Raw genomic sequence first — 22185 nt, forward strand, 5'->3', positions numbered from 1 at the left:
CCGGCGCGGGGCACGCCCGGAGTGGCGATCCGCGCCGAACCGCCGGGTGGGCGTGGGCGTTCGGCCGTGGGTCTGGCAGGCTGGGACGGTGACCGTCTACACCCCTCGACGCGCGGCCCGGGTGCTGCTCGTCGACGCCGCCGGTCGGGTGCTGCTGTTCGCCGGGTTCGACCCGGCGCGCCCCGATCACCGGTACTGGTTCACTCCGGGGGGCGGGCTGGAGCCGGGCGAGGCGCCGGCGGCCGGTGCGGCCCGGGAACTGGCCGAGGAGACCGGTTTGCGGCTGGCCCCGGAGCGGTTGGGCGAGCCGGTGTGGCGGGAGACGGTCCGGTTCCCCTTCGACGGCGTCCAGTACGAGCAGGAGCAGGTGTTCTTCCTGGTCCGGGTGCCGGCCTGGGAGGTCGACACGGCGGGCTTCGACGACGTGGAGCGGGCCAGCGTCACCGGGCACCGGTGGTGGCCGGCCGAGGAACTGGCCGGCACCGACGAGCGGTACTACCCGACCGACCTGCCGGCCCTGCTGGGCCGGGTGCTGCCCGGCCCGCCCGGCCCCGGGGCGGCCGAAGCCGTCGCCGGGCCTGCCGCCGCCGGTCCCGCCGGCGCCGTCGCCACCGGGCCTGCCGCCGGTGGTCCCGCGACCGTGTCCGCCGGCGGCCCCGTCGAGGGCGGGGCGGCCGACGGGGGTACGCCGTGCTGACCCCGCCGCGCACGGTGGTGCGCCGGGAGGCCGGGCTGTACGCGCTGGAGCGGGCCCTGCAACGCCGCGGCTTCCGGCACGTGGCCGGCGCCGACGAGGCCGGTCGGGGCGCCTGCGCCGGGCCGCTCGTGGCCGCCGCCGCCGTGCTGCCCGAGGGGCGGCGGGGCGAGATCGACGGGCTGGCCGACTCCAAGCTGCTCACCCCGGCCAGCCGGGAACGGGTGTACGGCGAGGTGGTGGCGCGCGCCCTGGCGTACGCGGTGGTGGTGATCCCGGCCGAGGAGGTCGACGCGCGTGGCCTGCACGTGTGCAACCTCGCCGCGATGCGCCGTGCGCTGGCGTCGCTGAGCATCCGACCTGACTATGTGCTGAGCGACGGCTTCGGCGTCGACGGGCTCGACGTGCCGGGCCTGGCCGTCTGGAAGGGCGACCGGGTGGCGGCCTGCGTCGCGGCGGCCAGCGTGCTGGCCAAGGTCACCCGGGACCGGATCATGGTGGACCTGGACGCGGAGTTCCCCGGCTACGGCTTCGCCGAGCACAAGGGCTACATCACGGCGGAGCACACCGCCGCGTTGCGGGAGCGCGGCCCGTGCCGCGAGCACCGCTTCTCGTACGTCAACGTCGCCGCCGTCTCTGGGCGGGACGGGGTCCCGCCGAGGTCCCGCCGACGGGTCGGCGTGGCCCCGGACGAGCCGATGGAGCGCTTCGGGGCGTCAGGGGGTACCGTCGGCGTGGCGTTGGGCGAGCAGCCCCGACCTCCCGCGCCGGTGGGGGAAGATGTGGTCATGGAAGGTGGAGTGCGATGAGCGCGGAAGATCTCGAGAAGTACGAGACCGAGATGGAGCTCCAGCTCTACCGGGAGTACCGCGACATCGTCCGCCAGTTCTCCTACGTGGTGGAGACCGAGCGCCGCTTCTACCTGGCCAACCAGGTAGACCTGCACGTGCGCAACTCCGACGGCGAGGTCTACTTCGAGGTCGAGATGCACGACGCCTGGGTGTGGGACATGTACCGTCCCGCCCGGTTCGTCAAGAACGTCCGGGTGATGACGTTCAAGGACGTCAACGTCGAGGAGTTGGAGAAGCCGGACATCTCCCTGCCCGCCGACTCCGGCTTCGGCGGCTGACGCCCTCCTCTTCCCGGTCCGCGCGCCCGTCTGGTCCGCGCGCCCGTCTGGTCCGCGCGCCCGTCTGGTCCGCGCGCCCGTCTGGTCCGCCGGTCGACGGGTCGCCCACGCCCACGTCTCGCCTGGACCGTTCTCGCCGGCCTCCGTGGCAAGTGGACGAGACGCGCGCGCCCGCGCGGGAGAGCCCGGAACCGGGAGCGGTCCGGGCCTGTCAGTGGGGCCTGCGCCGGCCATAGCAGATCAACGGGCGGCGCGGGGTCTGTCCACAGCGCCGCCGACCGTCCACAGCCGACCGGCCGGCGCTGGCGGACGGCCCGGCGCGCCGGCAGGCTGCGGGGCATGGCGACGACGAGCGGAGCAGGCGGCCCTGGGCGGGCCACGGGCGGCGGCAGGCGGCGCGGGTACGCGGTGACCGGCCGGGCGCCGCGATTCGGGCGGGCGGCCCTCGGCGTGCTCGCTCTCGTCGCGGTCGGTTCCGGCACCTCGGACGTGGGTCGCGAAGGGGCAGGTCCCGTCGATGCCCCGCCCGGGTCCGTGTCCCCGGCGCGGCCCGTTTCGGCCACGGTGCCACTGGCGTCCGCGTCGCGGGCGCTGCCGCCGCGGTCCGGCTCGGGAGCGGGTCCGCTGGAGTCCGTGGCGGTCGGGTCACCCCCGCAAGCGGCGCCCGGGGAACCGGTGGGGCCGGCCCCGCCGGGCCTGCGGTTCCGCTGGCCGCTGGACGGCACGCCCCGACCGGCCCGACGCTTCGACCCGCCCCCACAGCCGTGGCTGGCCGGGCACCGGGGCGTCGACCTCCTCGCCGCGCCCGGCGCGCGGGTCCGGGCCGCCGGGGCGGGCGTCGTGCTCTTCGCCGGCCCGGTCGCCGGGCGCCCCGTGGTCACCGTGGGGCACGGCGCGGGCCTGCGGACCACCTACGAGCCCGTGCGGGCCGACGTCCGGCCGGGGGAGCGGGTGGCGGCCGGTGCGCCGCTGGGGCAGGTGCTGCCGGGCCACGCCGGCTGCCCGGAGGCCGCCTGCCTGCACTGGGGACTGCGCCGGGGCGAGGAGTACCTGGACCCGTTGGCCCTGCTCGGGCTCGGATCGGTGCGGCTCCTGCCGAGCTGACCGTTCCGGTCGTCCCGCCCGGCTCCCGTCGCCGGCGCGTCCGCGCCTTGGCCCCTCGGCCTCCTCTCGAGGACTGGGCTCAGCGTGAGCGGTGTTCGTCGCGCGCTCAGCGCAGCGAACAGCGTTCGCCGTCACGTTCAGCGCGCTGGAGCAGGGTCGGCCCCTGTCGCGGGTTCAGCGCATTGGGAGCAGGGTCGGCCTCTGTCGCGGGTTCAGCGCACTGCGTGCAGCGTCGGCCCCTGTCGCGCGTTCAGCGCAGTGCGAGCAGCGTCGGCAACCGGACCGCGAGGCGTTCGTACTCGTCCGGCGAGTTGTAGACCTGCCCGCAGAGCCGCAACCAGCCGCGACCGTCCCAGGACATCACGTTCACCTCGGTGGCCAGCCGCTCCGCGATCCGGCCGCGCAGCGCTCGGGCCTCCTCGATCGTCGTGGCGGTCCCCGCCGGCAGCGGGACGATGCGCATGGCCACCGTCGGCCCGCCGGGCTCCGGCAGGTTGGCCGGCGCCACCCCGAGACCGTCCCCCACCACCCGCTGCCCGTACGCGGCCAGGGCGGCGTTGTGCGCGCGTACCCGGTCGACGCCGAGGGTGCGCAGGGTCCAGACGCCCGCGGGCGCGGCGAGCCACGACGTGTAGTCCAGCGTCGCCTGCCACTCCACGTTGCCCGGGAAGCCGGCGGGCTGCTCCCAGGAGACGATCAGCGGCTCGATCCGGTCCCGCCACGACGGCGCCACCACCAGCACGGCGGTTCCGCGCGGGGCGTACCCCCACTTGTGGAGGTTGCCCACCCAGAAGTCGGCGCCGATGCCTCCCACCGGCGCGGGCAGCATGCCCGGCGCGTGCGCGGCGTCGACCAGCACCGGTACGTCGTGCTCGTGGCCGATCCCGACGAGCGCGGCGGCCGGGAAAAGGCGGGCGGTGGCCGAGGTGAGCTGGTCGACGACGAGGAGCCTGGTGCGTCCGGGGCGCAGCCCGGCGCGGACGATCTCGACGATCTGCTCGTCGGTCGCGGTCAGCGGCACCCGCAGGACGCGGTGCGTCGCGCCGGTGCGCCGGCACTCCCGGTCGACCGAGTAGCCGACCGCGCCGTAGCCGTGGTCGGTGGTGACCACCTCGTCGCCGGGGCGCAGGCCCAGCGACTGGAGCACCACGGCGACGCCGGTGGTGGCGTTGCCGACGAGCGCGGTGCCGTCCGGGTCGGCGCCGAGGAAGGCCGCCAGGTGCCGGCGGGTGTGGGCGATCCGGTCGACCAGGCCGGGCCCGAAGAAGCGCAGCGGGTTCGCCTCCATCTCGTCGCGCAGCCGCTGCTGGACGCGCTGCACGTTCACCGGCACCGCGCCGAACGAGCCGTGGTTGAGGTGACTGACCGCCGGATCGAGCGAGAACAGCAGTCGGGCGCCGGGAATCGGCTCGGGCGGCTGCGGCACGCTCATTCCATGATCGTAGCCCGGCCCGTGCCCCCGGAGGCCGGTCAGGCGCGCGGGTGGGCCTGCCGGTACGCCGCCCGCAGCCGCGCCACCGAGACGTGCGTGTAGATCTGCGTGCTGGCCAGGGAGGAGTGGCCCAGCAACTCCTGCACCGCACGGAGATCCGCGCCGCCCTCCAGCAGGTGGGTGGCGGCCGAGTGCCGCAGGCCGTGCGGGCTGGTCGGGGGCAGCCCGGCGGCCTCGGCGTACGCGGCGACGACGCGCCGGGCCGTGGTGGGGTGCAGCCGACCGCCCCGCGCCCCGAGCAGCAGGGCGTCTCCGGAGCCCGCGCGGGCCAGGGCGGGGCGTCCGACCCGCAGCCACTCGTCCAGGGCCCGCTGGGCGGGCAGCCCGTACGGCACGGAACGCTCCCGGGCGCCCTTGCCGAGGACCCGCACCACCCGTCGGGCGTGGTCCACGTCCGACGTGTCGAGGCCGCATGCCTCGCTGATCCGCACACCGGTCGCGTAGAGCAGTTCCAGCAGGGCCCGATCCCGGAGCAGCACGGCGCGCCCGGCAGCGTCCTCGGTGTCGTCCGTGACGCCCCTGTCGTCCACGGCTTCGTCCCTGGCGGACTCGTCCCTTCCGGCCCCGTGCCTGCGGCCGGGCGCCTCGACCAGCGCCGCGGCCTGGTCGGCGCGGAGCACGGCGGGCAGGTCGCGGCGGGCGCGAGGGCTGGCCAGCGGGGCGGCCACGTCGGCGCCGAGCAGGCCACACCGGTGTGCCCAGGCGCTGAAGGTGCGCGCCGCGGCGGCCCGGCGGGCCATCGTGGCGCGGGCGGCCCCCGTGGTCCGTTGCTTCGCCAGCCAACTGCGCAGCACGCCGAGGTCCAGGTCGGCCACCCCGGCGCAGCCCATCCGGGTGGCGTGGTCGAGCAGGGAGACGACGTCCCCGACGTACGCCCGGACGGTGTGGGTGGAGCGGTTGCGTACCCGGGCCAGGTGGTCGGCGAAGTCGTCCACCGCGTCCCGCATCGCCGACGGCAGGGCCTCGTGGGTCGCCCGCGTTCCGGGCCCGCCGTGCGTCACCGGTCGCAGCCCCGCCCGGCGGCCGGGCCCTGGCCGCGCCGCTCGACACCGCCGTCGCCACGCATCGGCCCAGACTACGAGCACGCGGCCAGTCCCGCCTGGCGGCCCGACCCGCCGTGCACCTCCGATCGAGGCTGGCTGTCGGCGGGCGAGCTTGCGAGACTGGTGCATAGCGTCGCCGGTGGCAGCGCCGCCACCAAGCCGTGCTCGTCCCCCGCCCGCACCGGCGCGACCCGGCCCGCGCGGGCGGCCCTCAGGAGGGAGGGGACCGACGATGGGCCTGGACCTCGTCCTGTACCGGCTGGTCCGCGCCGGCTCCGGCCGCCGCCGCCCGGCGTACGTCACCGCGCAGGTGGTGGCCGACCCGCACGACGTGCTGCTGGGTCTGATCGAGCGGGCGCGCGGCGGTGGGCGGACCCCGCTGCTGGACCGGGTTGACCCGCTCGGCGAACTGGTCGTGGCCGCCGAGCGGGTGCCACAACTGCTCGCCGAGCTGCGCTGCCTCGGGGAGATCGCGGAGACCCCGGCCGAGGCGGAACAGGTCCGGCGGCTGACCGGCCTGGTCCGGCGGTGCCTACGCGACCGTGAGGTCCAACTCCGCTTCGAGGGCGACTGAGCTGCCGTCACGACGCGGTGCCGGGGGAACGTGCGCCACCCGTCGCCAGCGCGTACCCGTCGTCGCGCCGGCGGACCATGCCCAGCTCCTCCAACAGCGAGAGCTTGCGCAGGGCGGTGCGGACGTCCACGCCGGCGCGGGCGGCGAGCCGGTCCACGCCGACCGCCCCGCGGCGGGGAATCGACTCCAGTACCAGCGTCGCGTCGTCGTCGAGCAGGTCCCGAGGTTGCTGCGGGGCGCGGGCCGGAGGCGCCAGGTCGGCGCCGATGCGGCCCACCTCCTCCAGTACGTGTGGCACCCCCGTGACCAGGCGTGCCGACGGCTGCTCCCGCAGCATCTCGTGGGCGCCGACCGACATGGCGGAGGTGACGGGGCCGGGCACCACCATGGCCCGCCGGCCGATCGCGAGGGCCCGGTTGACCGTCTGGGTCGCGCCGCTGCGCGCCGCCGCTTCGACCAGCACGGTGCCGGCGGTCGCCGCGGCGATCACGCGGTTGCGGATGAGGAACCGGGGCCGGAGCGGGTCCGCGCCCGGCATCCACTCGCTGATCAGCAGGCCTGTCTCCGCGATCCGGTCGAACAGCGCGGCGTTCCCCATGGGGTAGGGCCGGTCGACGCCGCAGGCGAGCACGGCCACCGTCAGCCCTCCGGCGTTGAGCGCGCCCCGGTGCGCCGCGGCGTCGATGCCGAAGGCGCCCCCGGAGACCACGGTCCAGTCGCGGTCGGCCAGCCCGTAGCCGATCTCGGTCGCCACGTGCAACCCGTACGGGGTGGCCGCCCGGGCGCCGACCACCGCCACGGCCCGGTCGAACGCCTCGTTCAGCGGCCACGCCCCGCGTACCCAGAAGCAGAGCGGAGGAGCGGTCTCCCGGTCCACCCGCCGGTCGCCGCCCTTCAGGACCAGCCGGCGCAGGTCGCCGACGCGTACCGGCCACTCCTCGTCCCTGGGGGCGACCACCCGGGCGCCGAGACGTTCGGCGCGGGCCAGCGCATCCGCGGCCACCGCCCGGGCGTCCCCCTGCCGCGACCGTGCCGCCACGGTCGCGCGCAGCGATTCCTCCGGGGCGCCGCCGTCGAGCAGGAGGTCCAGCGCCCCCGCCGGACCCAGTCGGTCGACGAGCCGGTGCACCGACCAGGTGCCGGGCTCGGTGAGCCACGTCAACGCCACCCGAGCCAGCAGCTCCTCGTCTCGGCTCATGTCGTCACCTCGCTGCGCTCGGCGCCGTCATGAGCTGTGGCGCTGGGTTGGCTGGTGCGCTCGCTCACGCCGAATCCCCCATCCTGAGCTGCATCGCCTCGTGGACGTCGTCGCGGTGCGGGCGGTCCCGCCCGTCGAGGTCGGCGATGGTCCACGCCATCCGGATGATCCGGTCGAAGCCGCGCGCCGACAGCGCACCCGAGTCCAGGCGGCCGCGCAGCTCGCGGGTGTCCCGCTCGGGCAGCCGCCACGGCGGTCGGCGCAGGCGGGGCCCCGGCACCTCCGCGTTGAGCCGCCAACCCGTGCCGGCCCACCGGGCGGAGGCCGCCGCCCGGGCCGCCGTCACCCGGGTCGCGACCGCGGCCGACGCCTCGCCGGGTTCCCCCGACTCCATCAGCTCGGCCGCCCGCAGCGGCAGCAGGGTCACCTGCACGTCGATCCGGTCCAGCAACGGCCCGGAGAGCCGACCCAGGTAACGGCGGCGGGCCAGCGGCGCGCACTCACAGAGGGCGTCGCCGGCCGGACGGGCGCAGGGGCAGGGGTTGGCGGCCAGCACCAGCTGCGTCCGGGCCGGATACTCGGTGCCGCCCCGGCTGCGGGCCAGCTGCACGCGACCGTGCTCCAGCGGCTGGCGCAGCGCCTCCAGCGCTCCCTTGCTGAACTCCGGCGCCTCGTCGAGGAAGAGCACCCCGCGGTGGGCCAGCGACACGGCGCCGGGGCGGGCCAGCCCGGACCCGCCGCCGACCAGCGAGGCGACCGTCGCGGTGTGGTGCGGCGCCTGGAACGGGGGACGGCGCAGCAGCCGGCCGCCCGCCGGCAGCAGTCCGGCGATCGAGTGCAGCGCGGTGACCTCCAGCGCCGCGTCGTCGTCCAACTCCGGCAGGATCGACGGCAGGCGCTCGGCGAGCATCGTCTTGCCCGCCCCGGGCGGCCCGAACAGCGCCAGGTGGTGTCCGCCCGCGGCGGCCACCTCCAGCGCCCGCCGGCCCAGCGCCTGCCCGGCGACCTCGGCCAGGTCCGGTCCGTCCGGAGCGGCCGGTGGCGCGGTCGCGGGCGGCTCGATCAGCGGCGTGCCGTCCCGGACGAACGCGACCAGCCGGTGCAGCGTGTCCACGGCGCGGACCCGCACACCCGGGATGACGGCCGCCTCGGCGGCGTTGTCGACCGGGACGATCACCCGGTCCACCCCGGCGCGCGCCGCGGCGGCCACCATCGGCAGCGCCCCGCGCACCGGCCGGACGGTGCCGTCGAGCCCGAGCTCGCCGAGGACCACGACCCGCTCCAGCGGCAGCAGGGGCAGTTCCCCGGAGCCGCCCAGCAGCGCCACCGCGATGGCCAGGTCGAACGCCGAGCCGAACTTCGGCATCGTGGCCGGCAGCAGGTTCAACGTGATGCGCCGGTTCGGCCAGCGCTGGCCGGAGTTCACGATCGCGGCGCGGACCCGGTCGCGGGCCTCGTGCAGGGCGGTGTCCGGCAGCCCGGAGATCACCACCGCCGGCAGCCCGGGGGCGAGGTCCGCCTCCACCTCCACGACGTGGCCGGTCACGCCGACCAGGCCGACGCAGAGCACCTTCGCGTAGCTCATGCCGGCACCTCGCTGGGCTCGGCGCCGCCGTGAGGCGTAGACGCGCCGTGCCTGGCGATTCGCTCGCTGCGCTCGTTCATGCCGGCACCTCGCTGGGCTCGGCGCCGCCGTGAGGCGCAGACGCGCCGTGCCTGATGATTCGCTCGTTCATGCCCGGCCGCCCATCTCAGAATGCCCCCTTGAGGTGCTCGACCCGGGCCGCGCCCGCCGTGGGAAGCTCGACCGAGACGACGTCGAAGCGCACCTCCTCGGCGCTGGTGCCCGTCTCCGCGAGCCAGCGCGCGGCCAGCCCGCGCAGCCGGCGGGCCTTTGCCGGTACGACCGCCTCGGCCGGCGCGCCGAACTCGGCGGTGCGCCGGGTCTTCACCTCGCAGAAGGCGAGCACGGGCCCGTCCCACGCGATGATGTCGATCTCGCCAGCCTGGCAGCGCCAGTTCCGGGCGACCGGGCGCAGCCCCGCCCCGATCAGGTGCCGGACGGCGCACCGCTCCCCGTACGCGCCGACGGCCTGGTTCCGCTTCGTCATGCGCCGCACGATGCCGGGCCCGGGACCCGGCCGGGGCGACCCTGTGGACAACGGGCCCCGCTGTGGACGACCGGACGATCATGCCCCCGGTGTGCTAGGGCCCCGCCGCTCGACGCCCTCCGCCCCGTGCGTGCAGATTCACGTAAATAGTGGCCATCCCGCGCGGAATAGCCACTATTTCCGTGAAAGAGGGGGATCGGGCATCGGGTGGGGGCGCGGCGTCGTTGTTGCGGCGCCCGATGCCCGGCGTCCGGTGGGCGGGACAGGGGCGTACACTGGTCGACTGGCGACCGCCACGCGCGGTCGACCTCGCGCGCCCTCTCCACGCACCGGCGTGGGGCGGCGGCCTCCCTGGTCCCGATCTTGGTCGGGCCCACCATGGCCGGCGACCGGGCGCCAGGCGCCCGGCCGCCGGCCGGGCGGGACAACCAGGGAACATGAGGAGTACCCCACCATGGCCGTCGTGACCATGCGCCAGCTGCTCGAGAGCGGTGTCCACTTCGGGCACCAGACCCGACGCTGGAACCCGAAGATGAAGCGCTTCATCTTCACCGAGCGCAACGGTATCTACATCATCGACCTGCGCCAGACCCTCGACTACATCGAGAAGGCGTACGACTTCGTGCGCAACACCGTCGCCGAGGGCGGCAGCATCCTGTTCGTCGGCACCAAGAAGCAGGCCCAGGAGGCGATCGCCGAGCAGGCGACCCGGGTCGGCCAGCCGTACGTCAACCACCGCTGGCTCGGCGGCATGCTGACCAACTTCCAGACGGTGTACAAGCGGCTCCAGCGGATGAAGGAGCTGGAGGCCCTCGGTGACCTGAGCGGCACCGCCGCCGGGCACACCAAGAAGGAGACCCTGCAGCTGTCCCGCGAGAAGATCAAGCTGTCCCGCACCCTCGGCGGTCTGCGGGACATGCAGAAGCTGCCGGCCGCGGTCTGGGTGGTCGACACCAAGAAGGAGCACATCGCCGTCGACGAGGCCCGCAAGCTGGGCATCCCGGTGATCGCCGTGCTCGACACCAACTGCGACCCGGACGAGGTCGACTTCCCGATCCCCGGCAACGACGACGCGATCCGCTCCGCCGAGCTGCTGACCAGGGTCGTGGCCGCCGCCGTCGCCGACGGCCTCATCGCCCGCTCGGGCCGTCGCCGCGGTGGCGACGAGAAGCCGGAGCCGGGCCAGGTCGGCGCCGACGAGCCGCTGGCCGAGTGGGAGCGCGAGCTGCTCGAGGAGCCGAAGCAGGCCGACGAGCCGAAGCAGGCCGACGAGCCGAAGCAGGCCGACGAGCCGAAGCAGGCCGACGAGCAGCCGGCGACCGCCGCCGCGGAGTGACCGCACCGCCGCTGCCCCGCTGTCCGTTTTCCCGGGCGGCGGGGAGCGGCGGGTACGCCGGGCACATCCGGCCCGGATCCGGGTAACCGGCCCCCAGACCATCCCACCGCAGTCTCAACACCGAAGAGAGAGTCATGTCCAACTTCACCGCCGCGGACGTCAAGAAGCTCCGCGACCTGACCGGCGCCGGCATGATGGACTGCAAGAAGGCGCTGACCGAGGCCGAGGGCGACTTCGACAAGGCAGTCGAGATCCTGCGCGTCAAGGGCGCCAAGGACGTCGGCAAGCGCGCCGGCCGGACGGCGGCGAACGGCCTGATCGCGCACTCCGGCCAGGCCCTGCTCGAGTTCAACTGCGAGACCGACTTCGTCGCCAAGAACGACGCCTTCATCGCGCTGGCCCAGCAGCTGGTCGAGCACGGCGTGGCCAGCGGCGCGAGCAGCGCCGAGGAGCTGCTCGCCAGCACCATCGACGGCAAGACCGTCGCCGACCTGGTGCAGGAGCAGTCCGCCAAGATCGGCGAGAAGCTGGTGCTCAGCCGGTTCGCCAAGCTCGACGGCACCACCGCGATCTACCTGCACCGCAAGAGCCAGGACCTGCCGCCGGCCGTCGGCGTGCTGGTGCAGTACACCGGCAAGAGCGACGAGGCGGCGGACGCCGACGCCCGCGGCGTGGCCATGCAAATCGCCGCGATGCGGCCGAAGTACCTCACCCGCGAGGAGGTGCCGGCCGACGTCGTCGAGTCCGAGCGGCGCATCGCCGAGCAGACCGCCCGCGAGGAGAACAAGCCCGAGGCGGCGCTGCCGAAGATCGTCGAGGGCCGTGTCAACGCCTTCTTCAAGGACTTCGTCCTGGTCGAGCAGGCGTCGGTCGCCGACAACAAGAAGACCGTCAAGCAGGTGCTGGCCGAGGCCGGCATCGAGGTGACTCGCTTCCTGCGGTTCGAGGTCGGCCAGGCCTGAGCCGCCGGGTCGGGCGCTTGAGGCGCCCGTGGGCAGGGAACGTGGACGAGGAGGCCGCCGGTGTACGCGACAGGCACCGCGGCCTCCTCGTCACGTAGGGTCAGCGACGGCAGGTACGCGGTAACCGGCGCACGGGGTGCGTCGGGGAAGGGCGGGGCGGATGACGCAGGTTGTGAGTGAGCGGAGCCTGGAGGCGGATGATCCGACCGCCCCACCGCCCGGACGGGCGCGCCGGGTGGTGCTGAAGCTGTCCGGCGAGGTCTTCGGCGGCGGCGCGATCGGCGTCGACCCGGACGTCGTACAGGCCATCGCCCGGCAGATCGCCACCGTGGTCCGCCGCGGCGTGCAGGTCTCGGTGGTGGTCGGTGGCGGCAACTTCTTCCGCGGCGCGGAGCTGCAGAAGCGCGGCATGGACCGCGCCCGCGCCGACTACATGGGCATGCTGGGCACTGTGATGAACTGCCTCGCCCTCCAGGACTTCCTGGAGAAGGAGGGCATCGAGACCCGGGTGCAGAGCGCGATCACGATGGCCCAGGTCGCCGAGCCGTACATCCCGCTGCGGGCGATCCGGCACCTGGAGAAGGGCCGCGTGGTCATCTTCGGCGCCGGCGCGGGCATGCCGTACTTCTCCACCGACACCGTCGCCGCCCAGCGCGCGCTGGAGATCCGGGCCGACGTGGTGCTGATGAGCAAGAACGGTGTCGACGGCGTCTACACCGCCGACCCCCGGGTCGACCCGACCGCCAGCAAGTTCGACTCGATCACCTTCTCCGAGGTGCTGCGCCGCAACCTGCGGGTGGCCGACGCCGCCGCGTTCAGCCTGTGCATGGAGAACGGCCTGCCGATGCTGGTCTTCGGCGCGCAGGGCGACGACACCATCATCCGGGCGGTGGGCGGCGACAAGATCGGCACCCTGATCACCGCCTGAGCGTCCGGCCCCCGGGCGGTGGGGCCCCGGCCGGTCGCGACGGCTCCGGCCCGCGGCCAGCGGCCCTCCGACACGACAGCACAGCCCACGACGAGCACAGAAGGAGGCGAGGAGCCCGGTGATCGACGACACCCTCCTCGAGGCCGAGGAGAAGATGGAGCGTGCGATCGAGCACGCCAAGGAGGAGTTCGGCGGGATCCGCACCGGTCGCGCCAACGCCGCCATGTTCTCCCGGATCATCATCGACTACTACGGCAGCCCCACGCCACTGCCGCAGATGGCGTCCATCGGGGTCCCCGAGCCGCGGATGGTGATTATCAAGCCGTACGACAACTCGCAGCTCGGCGCCATGGAGAGGGCGATCCGCGACTCCGACCTCGGCGTCAACCCGAACAACGAGGGCAACCAGCTGCGCATCCTGCTCCCGCAGATGACCGAGGAGCGCCGCCGCGAGATGATCAAGGTGGCCCGGCACAAGGGTGAGGAGGCCAAGGTGGCCATCCGCAACATCCGCCGGAAGGGCAAGGAGGAGCTGGACCGCCTCGTCAAGGACGGCGAGGTCGGCGAGGACGAGGGCCGCCGCGCCGAGAAGGACCTCGACGACCTGACCCAGAAGTACGTGGCGAACGTCGACGAGCTGGTCAAGCACAAGGAGACCGAGCTCCTCGAGGTCTGATCCGCGACCGGCCCGCAGCCGGCGCGACCCGCCGTGGCACCGGTGTGCCGCCGCCCTCGGGTGGCGGGGCGCCGGTGCCTTCGTCGTCGCGCCGGACGAGGACGTGTCACCGGTGGCGCCGCCCTCGTCCGCCGTGCGCGGGCGGCCGGTGCAGTAGGCTCGGCACGATTCCGGCCACCACGCGGTGAACAGCCGGGGTCGGCCGGCCGTCGGGTCGGTCAACCGGACGGAACAGTCGTTGTAGGGGATGGTCTTGCTCGTACGTCATGTGGTGAACCCCGTACCGCGTCCACTCGGTGCGTGATGTCCCACCTCGACCCCTACAGCGGCGCCGAGCCCCGCGGCTGGGATCGGCCGGATGCCCCGGCCGCCCTGCCCTGGCCCGATCGTGACCTGGAACCGGGGGCGTGGGCCCGGGGCGGCGCCCCCGACACGTACGCCCGGGCCGTCCCCGACGCCCGGCCCGAGCCGCACCGCCCGGCGGGCCGCGGCCCGGCGCCGTTCGACGTCGACGCCTCCGGCCCGTACGGCGCCGGCCCGGTCCCCCACGAGGACGAGCCGGCCTGGGGCAGCGGCTATCCGCCGCCCGGCGGCGCGAGCCGGGGCGGCCCGGGCCGGACGCCGTACCCCGACGACGCGACGCGCGATTTTCCCGCGTACGCCGACGACTCGACGCAGTCCCTCCCGGCGTACCGTCCGGAGCGCGTCGACGAGCCCGGCGGGCACCCGTACCGGCCGGAGCCGGCGGTTCCCGAGCCGGAGCGGCCCCCGGGCCGCCGGCAGCCCGGCCGGCGCCGGGCCAGCGCCGACCGCCCGCCCACCCAGCAGGCGTCGCACGGCCGGGCGGGCCGCAACCTGCCCGCCGCCATCGGGGTGGGGGTCGCGCTCGGCGCGGCGGTCCTCCTGCCGCTGTTCCTCTACCGGGCGGCCTTCCTGGTCGTGATCGCGGCGGCCGTGGCCGTCGGCACCTGGGAGATGGCCCGGGCGGTCCGGCGCGGCGGCGCCCACCCGCCGCTGGTGCCGCTGGTCAGCGGGGGCGTGCTCACGGTGGGGCTGGCCTGGTTCGCCGGCCCGGACGCGCTCAGCCTGGGCCTGCTGGTGACCGTGCTCGGCACGATGATCTGGCGGCTCGGCGACGGGCCCGGCAACTACCAGCGCGACCTGGCCGCGGCCACGCTGATCGCCGTGTACGTGCCGTTCCTCGGCGGGTTCGCGGCGATGCTCGCCGCCCCGCCCGACGACGGGCAGTTGCGCGTGCTGGTCACCCTGGTCGCGGTCGTGCTCTCCGACACCGGCGGGTACGCCGCCGGAGTCGCCTTCGGGAAGCACCCGATGGCCCCGACGATCAGCCCGAAGAAGTCCTGGGAGGGCTTCGCGGGCTCGGTCGCCGCCGCGGCCGCCGGCAGTGCCCTGCTGATCTGGCTGCTGTTCGACGTCGCGCCCTGGTGGGGTGCGCTGTTCGGGGTGGCCGTGTCGGGCGCGGCGGTCCTCGGCGACCTGGCGGAGTCCATGATCAAGCGGGACCTGGGCGTGAAGGACATGAGCAACCTGCTGCCCGGGCACGGCGGCCTGATGGACCGGCTCGACTCGATCCTCTTCGCGGTGCCGGTCGCGTACCTGCTACTGGCCGTGTTCGTCCCGCTGGCGGTTTGAGGCATGTATCACGCCGGTCAGCCCGTTCCGGCCGCGCGGCCGGGGGCGATTCGGCACCTCCGGTCAGGTGCGGACGGCGAACGGCGTGGGAGACTGGACGGGTCATGACGAGCCTGCCGCTGATCCCCGTCGCCCTGGACGCACCCGCCGCACGCCGCGCGGCCATGCCGCCCCGCCACCTCGCCGACCTCGACCTGCCCGGCCGGCAGGCGCTGGTCACCGAGCTGGGGGAGCCGGCGTTCCGTGCGAAGCAGATCTCCACCCACTACTTCGGCCGGCTGGTCCGCGACCCGACCCAGATGACGGACCTGCCCGCCGCCGCCCGGGACCGGCTGGCGGAGGAGCTGCTGCCCACGCTGCTGACCCCGGTCCGCGAGCTGGCCTGCGACGACGGCGCCACCCGTAAGGCGCTCTGGCGGCTGCACGACGGATCGCTGGTGGAGAGCGTGCTGATGGGCTACCCCGACCGGGTCACCGTCTGCATCTCCAGCCAGGCCGGTTGTGGCATGGCCTGCCCGTTCTGCGCGACGGGCCAGGCCGGGCTGACCCGTAACCTCTCCACCGCCGAGATCGTCGACCAGGCGGTCTACCTGGCCGGCGTGGCCGCGTCGGGCGCGGTCGCCGGGTCCCCGCCGCGGCTGTCGCACGTCGTCTTCATGGGCATGGGCGAGCCGTTGGCCAACTACTCGCGGGTGGTCGCCGCGATCCGTCGGCTGGTGGCCCCGGCCCCGGCGGGGCTCGGCCTGTCCCAACGGCACATCACCGTCTCCACGGTCGGCCTGGTCCCGGCCATCCGCCGCCTGGCCAGCGAAGACCTCTCGGTGACCCTTGCGCTGTCCCTGCACGCGCCCGATGATGAGCTGCGCGACGAGCTGGTGCCGGTCAACCAGCGCTGGAAGGTGGCCGAGGTGCTGGACGCAGCGTGGGACTACGCGGCCCGCACGGGCCGCCGGGTGTCAATCGAGTACGCAATGATCAAGGACGTGAACGACCAGCCGTGGCGTGCCGACCTGCTCGGTCGGCTGCTGGCCGGAAAGCTGGCCCACGTGAACCTCATCCCGCTCAACCCGACGCCCGGCAGCCGCTGGGACGCCAGCCCCAAGCCGGTCGAGCGGGAGTTCGTCCGCCGCCTGCGCGAGGCCGGGGTGTCCACGACGGTGCGGGACACCCGCGGGCGCGAGATCGACGGTGCGTGCGGGCAGCTCGCCGCCGCGGAGGACAGGGGCAGCGACGCGGTGCGGGAGGCGACGGCGTGACCGGGCGTAGCGAACAACACCAGGAGACATAGTGGCGAGTCAGGGTCAGCGTTTCCGGCGTAAGGCGCTCCGCCGGGGATACAAGGTCGACGAGGTGGACGCCTTCCTCGACCGGGTCGAGGCGACGCTCGCCGGCCAGCCGGTCGGCGCCCCCGTGGCCTCCCAGGAGGTCCATGACGTCGTCTTCCGGGTCCGCTTCAACGGCTACGACGAGTGGCAGGTCGACCTGCACCTCGACCGGGTCGAGCGGCAGTTGGCCGAGCTGGAGGAGCGCGGCGGCGCGGCCGGCCACGGCGGCGACCCCCGGATGGACGACCGGATGGGCCCGCCCGACCGGATGGGCCCGCCGCTGCGGGCCGACCGCGGCCCCGGCCCGCTGCATGACGACCGCGGCCCCGGCCCAATGCGGGACGACCGGGGCCCCGGCCCGCTGCATGACGACCGCGGCCCCGGCCCAATGCGGGACGACCGGGCCCGGCCCGCTGCGGGACGACCGGGGCCCCGGCCCGCTGCATGACGACCGCGGCCCCGGCCCAATGCGGGACGACCGCGGCCCCGGCCCAATGCGGGACGACCGGGGCCCCGGCCCGCTGCGGGACGACCGGGCCCCGCCCGCTGCGGGACGACCGGGCCCCGGCCCGCTGCGGGACGACCGCGGCCCCGCCCCGGTGCCCCAGCCGATGCCGCCCCGGCCGATGCCGGCGCAGGCCGGCCCGCCGGAGCGGTACGGCCGCTACGACGAGTCGACCGGAGCCTTCGCCGGTGGCAACTACGACGGCCCGCGTGGCGGGTACGACGCCCCGCGCGGCCCGGGCGGCCCGATGGCCGGGCGGCCGATGGGCCCGGGCGGCCCTGGCGGCCCGGTCGGCCCGGCATGGGTCACGGCGCCCCGCCGCCCCGGGGCGTGCCCACGGGGCCCGGCGGCTACGGGCCGGACGACCGGTTCGACGCCTTCGAGGCGGGCCGGCCCGGTCGCGCCGACATGACCGCCGAGATCCGTATGTCCGAGCGGGATCTGCGCGAGCTGCGGGGCCGGGGGCCGGGCGGCCCGCCGCCCATGCCCCAGCAGCCGCACGGTGGCCCCGTCGGTGGCCCGCCGACGGGCGGTTTGCCCCCCGTCGCCGGCCCGCCGCCGATGGCCGGGCCGCCCATGGGCGGACCGCCTCCCGTCGCCGGCCCGCCGATGGGCGATCCGCCGTTGGCTGGCCCCCCCGGCAGCGACCTGCACCGGGTCGACCAGATCCGCCGCAGCTTGCAGGTGCGCCGGTTCGGCAGCGGGTACGACCCGGACCAGGTCGACGGCCTCTTCGACGGGATCCTCGCCGGCATGTCCGGCCGCGGCCCCATGCCGGTCAACCCGAAGGACCTGGACACGCTGCGCTTCGGCCTGGTGCCGGGCGGCTACTTCGAGGCCGAGGTCGACGAGGCGCTCAAGGAGGTCCAGGACATCCTGTTCGGCCGCTGACGCGGAGTAGCTGACGCCGCCGGCGCAGGAGTAGCTGGCGCGGGCGGGTGTTGGTCGAGGCGGCGACGGCCACCGCCGCGGGTGGCCGTGTCGCTGGCCGTGGCGGCCGGGTTGGCGTTGCTGGTCGCCTCCGGCGCGGATGCTCGACGACTTCGCCGCCCGATTTGCTGTCGGCGCCACGCGCAGAGGGTCATCATCGGGAGGAACCCTGTGCCCTGCCCCCGGCGTTCGGGGACTGGCGGCCGTACCGACGACGAGGGCCCGCCCCGGGCAGGGGGCGGGCCCTCGGTGCGTCGGACGTCGCGGGTGAGCGCCGGTCGGGCGCGGGCCGCCGCTCGGTCAGGGCCGCAGCGGTTGCGGCGCGGCACCGCGTCGGGGTTCGGTCAGGGCCGCAGCGGTTGCGGCGCGGCACCGCGTCGGGGTTCGGTCAGGACCGCAGGCCGTTGCGGCGCAGCACCGCGTCGCCGACGACGATGGCCAGCAGCAGCACGGCCAGGCCGACCAGCCAGATGTCCTCGACCCTGCCCTCGTGGTTGCCGCAGAGCATCGCCAGCAGCACGAGGGCGGTGAGCACCGCACCGATCCGCCCGGCCTTGCGATTCCCGGGCTTGTGCTGGTCTGGGGACGTCACCGGCTCGCTTCCTGCCACTGTCGGTCCTTCCTCGCGATCGGATCTCCGGTTAGTCTGGCACGCCGCGTGCCTGGCCCGGCGCGGTGGGGGCTTCCCGCGGGCGGGACGGCACTCGCGGCGTCGCGGGCGGGACGGCACTCGCGGCATCGCGGGCGGGACGGCACTCGCGGCATCGCGGGCGGGACGGCACTCGCGGCATCGCGGGCGGGACGGCACTCGCGGCGTCGCGGGACGGCGACCACACCGGCTCCGGTAGCGTCGAGGCGGTACACCTGGATTGCGTTTCGAGGGGGACTGCGGTGCGAGTGACCGGTACGGGACATGCCAGCATGCGGATCGACACGGCCGCGGGCAGCATCCTGTGCGACCCGTGGGTCAATCCCGCCTACTTCGCCTCCTGGTTCCCCTTCCCCGACAACTCCCAGCTCGACTGGGAGACCCTCGGCCAGGTCGATTACCTGTACGTGTCGCACCTGCACCGGGACCACTTCGACGCCAAGCACCTGCGCGACTTCGTGTCCAAGGACGCGACCGTCCTGCTGCCCGAGTTTCCCACCTCGGAGATGGAGGACGAGCTGCGGGCGCTCGGCTTCACGAAGTTCCTGAAGGCGCCGAACGAGCAGGTGGTGGAGCTGCCCGGCGGCCTGAAGATCATGATCCAGGCGCTGACCAGCCCGACCGACGGCCCGATCGGCGACTCGTCGCTGTGGGTGGAGTACGACGGCGTACGGCTGCTCAACCAGAACGACGCCCGCCCCGCCGACCTGAGCGTCTTCGCCGAGTTTGGCCACGTGCACGCGCACCTGCTCCAGTTCTCCGGGGCGATCTGGTACCCGATGGTCTACGAGCTGCCGCAGGCGGCGAAGACCGCGTTCGGCAAGCAGAAGCGGGAGCGGCAGTTCGACCGCACCTGGCGGTACATCGACGACCTGAAGGCCGACCACGTCTTCCCGATCGCCGGCCCGCCGTGCTTCCTCGACGACGCGCTGTGGCAGTTCAACGACATCCACGGCGACGAGGGCAACATCTTCCCCGACCAGTCGGTCTTCCTGGCGGAGTACGCCAAGGTCGGCGGCACCAACGGCATCGTGCTGCTGCCGGGCAGCGTCGCCGAGGTCACCACGGAGGGCTGCGCGACGACCCACCCGGTGCCGGTGGCGGAGTTCTTCGCGAACAAGACCGCCCACCTGGAGGAGATGCGGGAGCGCAAGCGCGCGATCATCGCGGCCGAGAAGGCGTCCTGGCGGCACCCCGAGGTCGACGTGCTCGGCGAGATGAAGCGCCGCATCGAGCCGCTGCTGGACGAGTCGATCTACCTGGCCAAGGGCGTGGGCGGCCCGGTTCGCTTCGACCTGGTCGGGACTGACGACGCAGGGGGCGAGACCGTTGAATCCATCGTCGTGGACTTCCCGGGCAAGGAGGTCCGCCCGTACGCCGACGAGAAGGTGCGCTACCGGTTCCGTACGGAGCGGGCGCTGGTCGAGCACCTGCTGCACACCGGCGAGGTGGACTGGGTCAACTCGCTCTTCCTGTCCTGCCGCTTCTCGGCGGCCCGGATCGGCCAGTACAACGAGTTCGTCTACGCGTTCTTCAAGTGCCTGTCCGAGGAGCGCCTCCAGTACGCCGAGGGCTGGTACGACGAGCACGAGCGGGCGGTCGACGCCGAGGACATCACGATCGGCGACTGGGTGGTGCAGCGCCGCTGCCCGCACCTGAAGGCGGACCTGAGCCGGTTCGGCATCGTCGAGGGCGACCAGCTCACCTGCCAGCTGCACGGCTGGAAGTTCGACATGGCCAGTGGCCGCTGCCTGACCAGCGTCGGCCACAAGATCCGCGCCCACCGCGCCGACGCCACCGCCACCCAGGCGGGCTGACCCGCCCGCTCCCTCCCGCTCCCGCCCGCTCCCTCCCGCGATCTTGCACTTTCTGCCCCGACAAATGGGGCGAAGGCCGCAAACGAGGGGCACAAACTGCAAGATCGCGGGGGAGGTGGGGCGGGGACGGGGCGGGCGGGGGCGGGGCGGGTGGGGTGGGGTGGGGTGGGGTGAGGTGGGTCAGCGGGTTAGGTCTGTCAGGATGCGGCGGGCGGCGTTGTGGCCGGCGGCGCCGATGACGCTGCCCGCCGGGTGGCAGCCGGCGCTGCCGGCGTACACGCCGTCGATGCCCGTCGCGTACGGCATCCGGTCGGTGAACGAGACCGTGTTGTCGACGTGGTGGATGTGGCCGCCGGTGATGCCGAAGTGTGCCTCGATCCCGGGCGGGGGCAGCGGCACCGCGTCGGCGATCAGGTCGCCGGTGCCGGGGGCGTACCGCTCGCAGATCTCCACGAGGCGCGACACGTACCCGGGCAGGGCCTCGTCCCAGGTGGTGCCGGCCAGTTCGTACGGCACCGACTGCACGAACAGGGCCGAGGAGTGGTGCCCGGCGGCGTCGGACAGCGACCGGTCGACGGTGGTGTGCAGGTACCACTCGATCGTCGGCTCCTCGGGCAGCCGACCGGCCTGCACGTCCGCCCACATCGCCCGCAGCGCCGCCATCGGCGACTCGCCGCCCTGCCCCACCAGGGACGCCGAGCCGGGCAGCAGGTGGATGGTCGAGCCGAACGGGCTCGACGCCGTCTCGGGCAGGCAGGAGAACCGGGGCAGCCCGGTCAGCGCCAGGTTGAGCTTGAGCGTGGTGCCGGGGCGGCGGACGGCCGCCATCCGCTCGGCGAGCGGCGCCGGGAGCGCGCCGTCGGGCAGCAGGTCGATCAGCCGGTACGGGTCGCAGGCGCCCAGCACCACGGACGCGGCGACCTCGCGGCCGTCCGCCAGCACGACCCCGGACGCCGCACCGCCGGACAGGGTGACGGCGGCGACCGGCGTACCGGTCAGAATCGTGGCCCCGGCGGCGCGGGCCGCCTCGGCGAAGGTGCGCGAGACCGTGCCCATGCCGCCCTCGGCGATCATCCAGGTGCCGCCGGAGCCGGGGAGCCGGCACATGTTGTGCACCAGGAAGTTGTGCCCGGTGCCCGGGTCGTCCGGGCCGGCGTTCAGCCCGGACAGGCCGTCGGTGACCGCGTACATGCTGACCAGCAGCTCGGAGCGGAAGTCGAAGCGGGCCAGGTAGTCGGCGACCGAGCCGCGCACCAGGTCCACGAACGCCTGCCGCAGCGCCGGCCGGACGTACCGCTCGGCGGTCTCCTCCACCGGCAGCGGCTCGGCCAGCCAGACCGGGGCCAGGTCCTCGCGCAGCGCGGCCAGCTCGGCCTGGAGCGCGTCGTCGGCGGCCACGTCGGCGGGGGAGAAGAACTCCGCGAACTGCCGCCGGGTGGCGGCCGTGTCGCTGCCGAACAGCAGGTACGGCGAGCCGAGCCCGCCCGGCGTCGGCAGGAAGTAGTGCGGGTCGCGGCGCAGCACCGGGATGCGCACGTCGAGCGTGGCGAGCAGCTCCGGCGGCATCAGCCCCAGCAGGTACGACCCGGTGGAGTGGCGCAGCCCCGGCACCTTCGGGAACGGGTTCTCCGTCCGCGTGGCGCCGCCGATCATGTCGGCCGCCTCCAGCACGACGACGTCCAGGCCGGCGCGGGCCAGCAGGATCGCCGAGACCAGCCCGTTGTGCCCGGAGCCGACCACGACGACGTCGGCGCGGGCCGGCAGCTCACTCGCTTCGCTCATGCTCGGGCAGCCTAGTGGCGCGCGGCCCCCGGTGGGAGGGCATCTCCGCCCAGGGCCGGGTCGAGCTGTGCCCGCAGGGTCGCCAGTTCGGCCTCGAAGAGTGCCTCCGGGTCGTCCACCGCCCAGTCGAGGTGGCCGAACACTCCATCGCGACGAGCCCGTAGAGCCGCGTCCAGGCGGAGAGGAACGCGTACGCGACCTCGGCGGGCAGGTCGCTGTGCCGGGCGGAGAGGGGGCGAGGTTGCGCCGGAGCGCCTCGGGTGGCCGGGCGCGCAGG

General features: G+C 74.7%; 17 protein-coding genes and 4 pseudogenes. 13 read left to right on the forward strand and 8 right to left on the reverse strand.

Annotated elements, in window-relative coordinates; translation table 11 throughout:
* Positions 1 to 88: 88 nt before the first annotated feature.
* From JD77_RS19115 to JD77_RS19130, 4 genes and pseudogenes are all read left to right on the forward strand, one after another.
* Positions 89 to 541, forward strand: a pseudogene (locus JD77_RS19115) (NUDIX hydrolase); the annotation flags it as partial.
* Between the two features lie 149 nt (positions 542 to 690).
* Entirely contained in the window at positions 691 to 1503 is an 813-nt protein-coding gene (locus JD77_RS19120) for a ribonuclease HII (RefSeq protein ID WP_145775562.1), read from the forward strand.
* The gene (locus tag JD77_RS19125) at positions 1500 to 1823 is read left to right on the forward strand and encodes a DUF2469 domain-containing protein (RefSeq protein ID WP_007075222.1); all 324 of its coding nucleotides are present in this window, start codon (positions 1500 to 1502) and stop codon (positions 1821 to 1823) included. Before JD77_RS19120 ends, JD77_RS19125 begins: the two co-directional genes overlap by 4 nt.
* 591 nt (positions 1824 to 2414) lie before the next feature.
* Positions 2415 to 2927, forward strand: coding sequence for a murein hydrolase activator EnvC family protein (locus tag JD77_RS19130; RefSeq protein WP_246141309.1), 513 nt, complete (start codon positions 2415 to 2417; stop codon positions 2925 to 2927).
* 250 nt (positions 2928 to 3177) lie between these two features.
* On the opposite strand, the gene JD77_RS19135 is transcribed toward JD77_RS19130, so the two are convergent.
* From JD77_RS19135 to JD77_RS35530, 3 genes and pseudogenes are all read right to left on the reverse strand, one after another.
* Positions 3178 to 4359 carry an aminotransferase class V-fold PLP-dependent enzyme gene (locus JD77_RS19135; protein ID WP_145775563.1) on the reverse strand — a complete coding sequence of 394 codons (1182 nt, stop codon included), beginning with the start codon at positions 4357 to 4359 and terminating at the stop codon, positions 3178 to 3180.
* A gap of 38 nt (positions 4360 to 4397) precedes the next feature.
* Positions 4398 to 4901, reverse strand: a pseudogene (locus tag JD77_RS35525) (tyrosine-type recombinase/integrase); the annotation flags it as partial.
* A gap of 102 nt (positions 4902 to 5003) precedes the next feature.
* Positions 5004 to 5366 (reverse strand): annotated as a pseudogene (locus JD77_RS35530) (site-specific integrase); the annotation flags it as partial.
* A 328-nt stretch (positions 5367 to 5694) separates the two neighbouring features.
* Here JD77_RS35530 and JD77_RS19145 point away from each other — a divergent pair.
* Positions 5695 to 6036: a hypothetical protein gene (locus JD77_RS19145; RefSeq protein WP_145775564.1), complete on the forward strand. Its 342-nt coding sequence runs from the start codon at positions 5695 to 5697 to the stop codon at positions 6034 to 6036.
* 7 nt (positions 6037 to 6043) lie between these two features.
* Here the strand turns inward: JD77_RS19145 and JD77_RS19150 are convergent, their stop codons facing one another.
* From JD77_RS19150 to JD77_RS19160, 3 genes are all read right to left on the reverse strand, one after another.
* Entirely contained in the window at positions 6044 to 7234 is a 1191-nt protein-coding gene (locus JD77_RS19150; protein ID WP_145775565.1) for a DNA-processing protein DprA, read from the reverse strand.
* Between the two features lie 64 nt (positions 7235 to 7298).
* Entirely contained in the window at positions 7299 to 8819 is a 1521-nt protein-coding gene (locus JD77_RS19155) for a YifB family Mg chelatase-like AAA ATPase (RefSeq protein ID WP_145775566.1), read from the reverse strand.
* Positions 8820 to 8985: 166 nt separating this feature from the next.
* On the reverse strand, positions 8986 to 9345 hold the full coding sequence (locus JD77_RS19160; RefSeq protein ID WP_145775567.1) for a YraN family protein: 360 nt from the start codon (positions 9343 to 9345) through the stop codon (positions 8986 to 8988).
* Between the two features lie 454 nt (positions 9346 to 9799).
* Between JD77_RS19160 and rpsB the strand changes: the two genes are divergently transcribed.
* The 7 genes and pseudogenes from rpsB to JD77_RS19195 all read left to right on the forward strand — a co-directional run bounded on the left by rpsB (position 9800) and on the right by JD77_RS19195 (position 17621).
* Entirely contained in the window at positions 9800 to 10681 is an 882-nt protein-coding gene (gene rpsB / locus JD77_RS19165; protein ID WP_145775568.1) for a 30S ribosomal protein S2, read from the forward strand.
* 134 nt (positions 10682 to 10815) lie between these two features.
* Positions 10816 to 11643: a translation elongation factor Ts gene (gene tsf, locus JD77_RS19170; RefSeq protein ID WP_145775569.1), complete on the forward strand. Its 828-nt coding sequence runs from the start codon at positions 10816 to 10818 to the stop codon at positions 11641 to 11643.
* A gap of 160 nt (positions 11644 to 11803) precedes the next feature.
* Positions 11804 to 12571 (forward strand): UMP kinase, encoded by a 768-nt coding sequence (pyrH, locus tag JD77_RS19175; protein WP_145775570.1) that lies wholly within the window; start codon positions 11804 to 11806, stop codon positions 12569 to 12571.
* 118 nt (positions 12572 to 12689) lie between these two features.
* Complete coding sequence (frr, locus tag JD77_RS19180; RefSeq protein ID WP_145775571.1) at positions 12690 to 13247, forward strand: ribosome recycling factor; 558 nt, start codon at positions 12690 to 12692, stop codon at positions 13245 to 13247.
* Positions 13248 to 13550: 303 nt separating this feature from the next.
* Positions 13551 to 14900 carry a phosphatidate cytidylyltransferase gene (locus JD77_RS19185; protein WP_145777662.1) on the forward strand — a complete coding sequence of 450 codons (1350 nt, stop codon included), beginning with the start codon at positions 13551 to 13553 and terminating at the stop codon, positions 14898 to 14900.
* Positions 14901 to 15004: 104 nt separating this feature from the next.
* Complete coding sequence (gene rlmN / locus JD77_RS19190) at positions 15005 to 16156, forward strand: dual-specificity RNA methyltransferase RlmN (RefSeq protein WP_145775572.1); 1152 nt, start codon at positions 15005 to 15007, stop codon at positions 16154 to 16156.
* Between the two features lie 31 nt (positions 16157 to 16187).
* Positions 16188 to 17621, forward strand: a pseudogene (locus tag JD77_RS19195) (DivIVA domain-containing protein).
* A 427-nt stretch (positions 17622 to 18048) separates the two neighbouring features.
* On the opposite strand, the gene JD77_RS33755 reads toward JD77_RS19195, so the two are convergent.
* On the reverse strand, positions 18049 to 18270 hold the full coding sequence (locus tag JD77_RS33755; RefSeq protein ID WP_246140757.1) for a DUF2631 domain-containing protein: 222 nt from the start codon (positions 18268 to 18270) through the stop codon (positions 18049 to 18051).
* Positions 18271 to 18551: 281 nt separating this feature from the next.
* Here JD77_RS33755 and JD77_RS19205 point away from each other — a divergent pair, with 281 nt between their 5' ends.
* A complete protein-coding gene (locus tag JD77_RS19205; protein WP_145775574.1) occupies positions 18552 to 20126 on the forward strand; it encodes a Rieske 2Fe-2S domain-containing protein in 1575 nt (524 codons plus the stop codon).
* Between the two features lie 180 nt (positions 20127 to 20306).
* Here the strand turns inward: JD77_RS19205 and JD77_RS19210 are convergent, their stop codons facing one another.
* A complete protein-coding gene (locus JD77_RS19210) occupies positions 20307 to 21908 on the reverse strand; it encodes a phytoene desaturase family protein (RefSeq protein WP_145775575.1) in 1602 nt (533 codons plus the stop codon).
* Positions 21909 to 22185: the final 277 nt, after the last annotated feature.

The sequence above is a fragment of the Micromonospora olivasterospora genome (genome assembly GCF_007830265.1).
GTDB lineage: Bacteria > Actinomycetota > Actinomycetes > Mycobacteriales > Micromonosporaceae > Micromonospora > Micromonospora olivasterospora.

Excerpts from the sequence above, each read along its gene's own strand:
- JD77_RS19125 (WP_007075222.1), top strand. The coding sequence starts at position 1,500 with ATGAGCGCGGAAGATCTCGAGAAGTACGAGACCGAGATGGAGCTCCAG.
- JD77_RS19135 (WP_145775563.1), bottom strand. The coding sequence starts at position 4,359 with ATGAGCGTGCCGCAGCCGCCCGAGCCGATTCCCGGCGCCCGACTGCTG.
- JD77_RS19145 (WP_145775564.1), top strand. The coding sequence starts at position 5,695 with ATGGGCCTGGACCTCGTCCTGTACCGGCTGGTCCGCGCCGGCTCCGGC.
- JD77_RS19150 (WP_145775565.1), bottom strand. The coding sequence starts at position 7,234 with ATGAGCCGAGACGAGGAGCTGCTGGCTCGGGTGGCGTTGACGTGGCTC.
- JD77_RS19155 (WP_145775566.1), bottom strand. The coding sequence starts at position 8,819 with ATGAGCTACGCGAAGGTGCTCTGCGTCGGCCTGGTCGGCGTGACCGGC.
- JD77_RS19160 (WP_145775567.1), bottom strand. The coding sequence starts at position 9,345 with ATGACGAAGCGGAACCAGGCCGTCGGCGCGTACGGGGAGCGGTGCGCC.
- rpsB (WP_145775568.1), top strand. The coding sequence starts at position 9,800 with ATGGCCGTCGTGACCATGCGCCAGCTGCTCGAGAGCGGTGTCCACTTC.
- tsf (WP_145775569.1), top strand. The coding sequence starts at position 10,816 with ATGTCCAACTTCACCGCCGCGGACGTCAAGAAGCTCCGCGACCTGACC.
- pyrH (WP_145775570.1), top strand. The coding sequence starts at position 11,804 with ATGACGCAGGTTGTGAGTGAGCGGAGCCTGGAGGCGGATGATCCGACC.
- JD77_RS19185 (WP_145777662.1), top strand. The coding sequence starts at position 13,551 with ATGTCCCACCTCGACCCCTACAGCGGCGCCGAGCCCCGCGGCTGGGAT.
- rlmN (WP_145775572.1), top strand. The coding sequence starts at position 15,005 with ATGACGAGCCTGCCGCTGATCCCCGTCGCCCTGGACGCACCCGCCGCA.
- JD77_RS19210 (WP_145775575.1), bottom strand. The coding sequence starts at position 21,908 with ATGAGCGAAGCGAGTGAGCTGCCGGCCCGCGCCGACGTCGTCGTGGTC.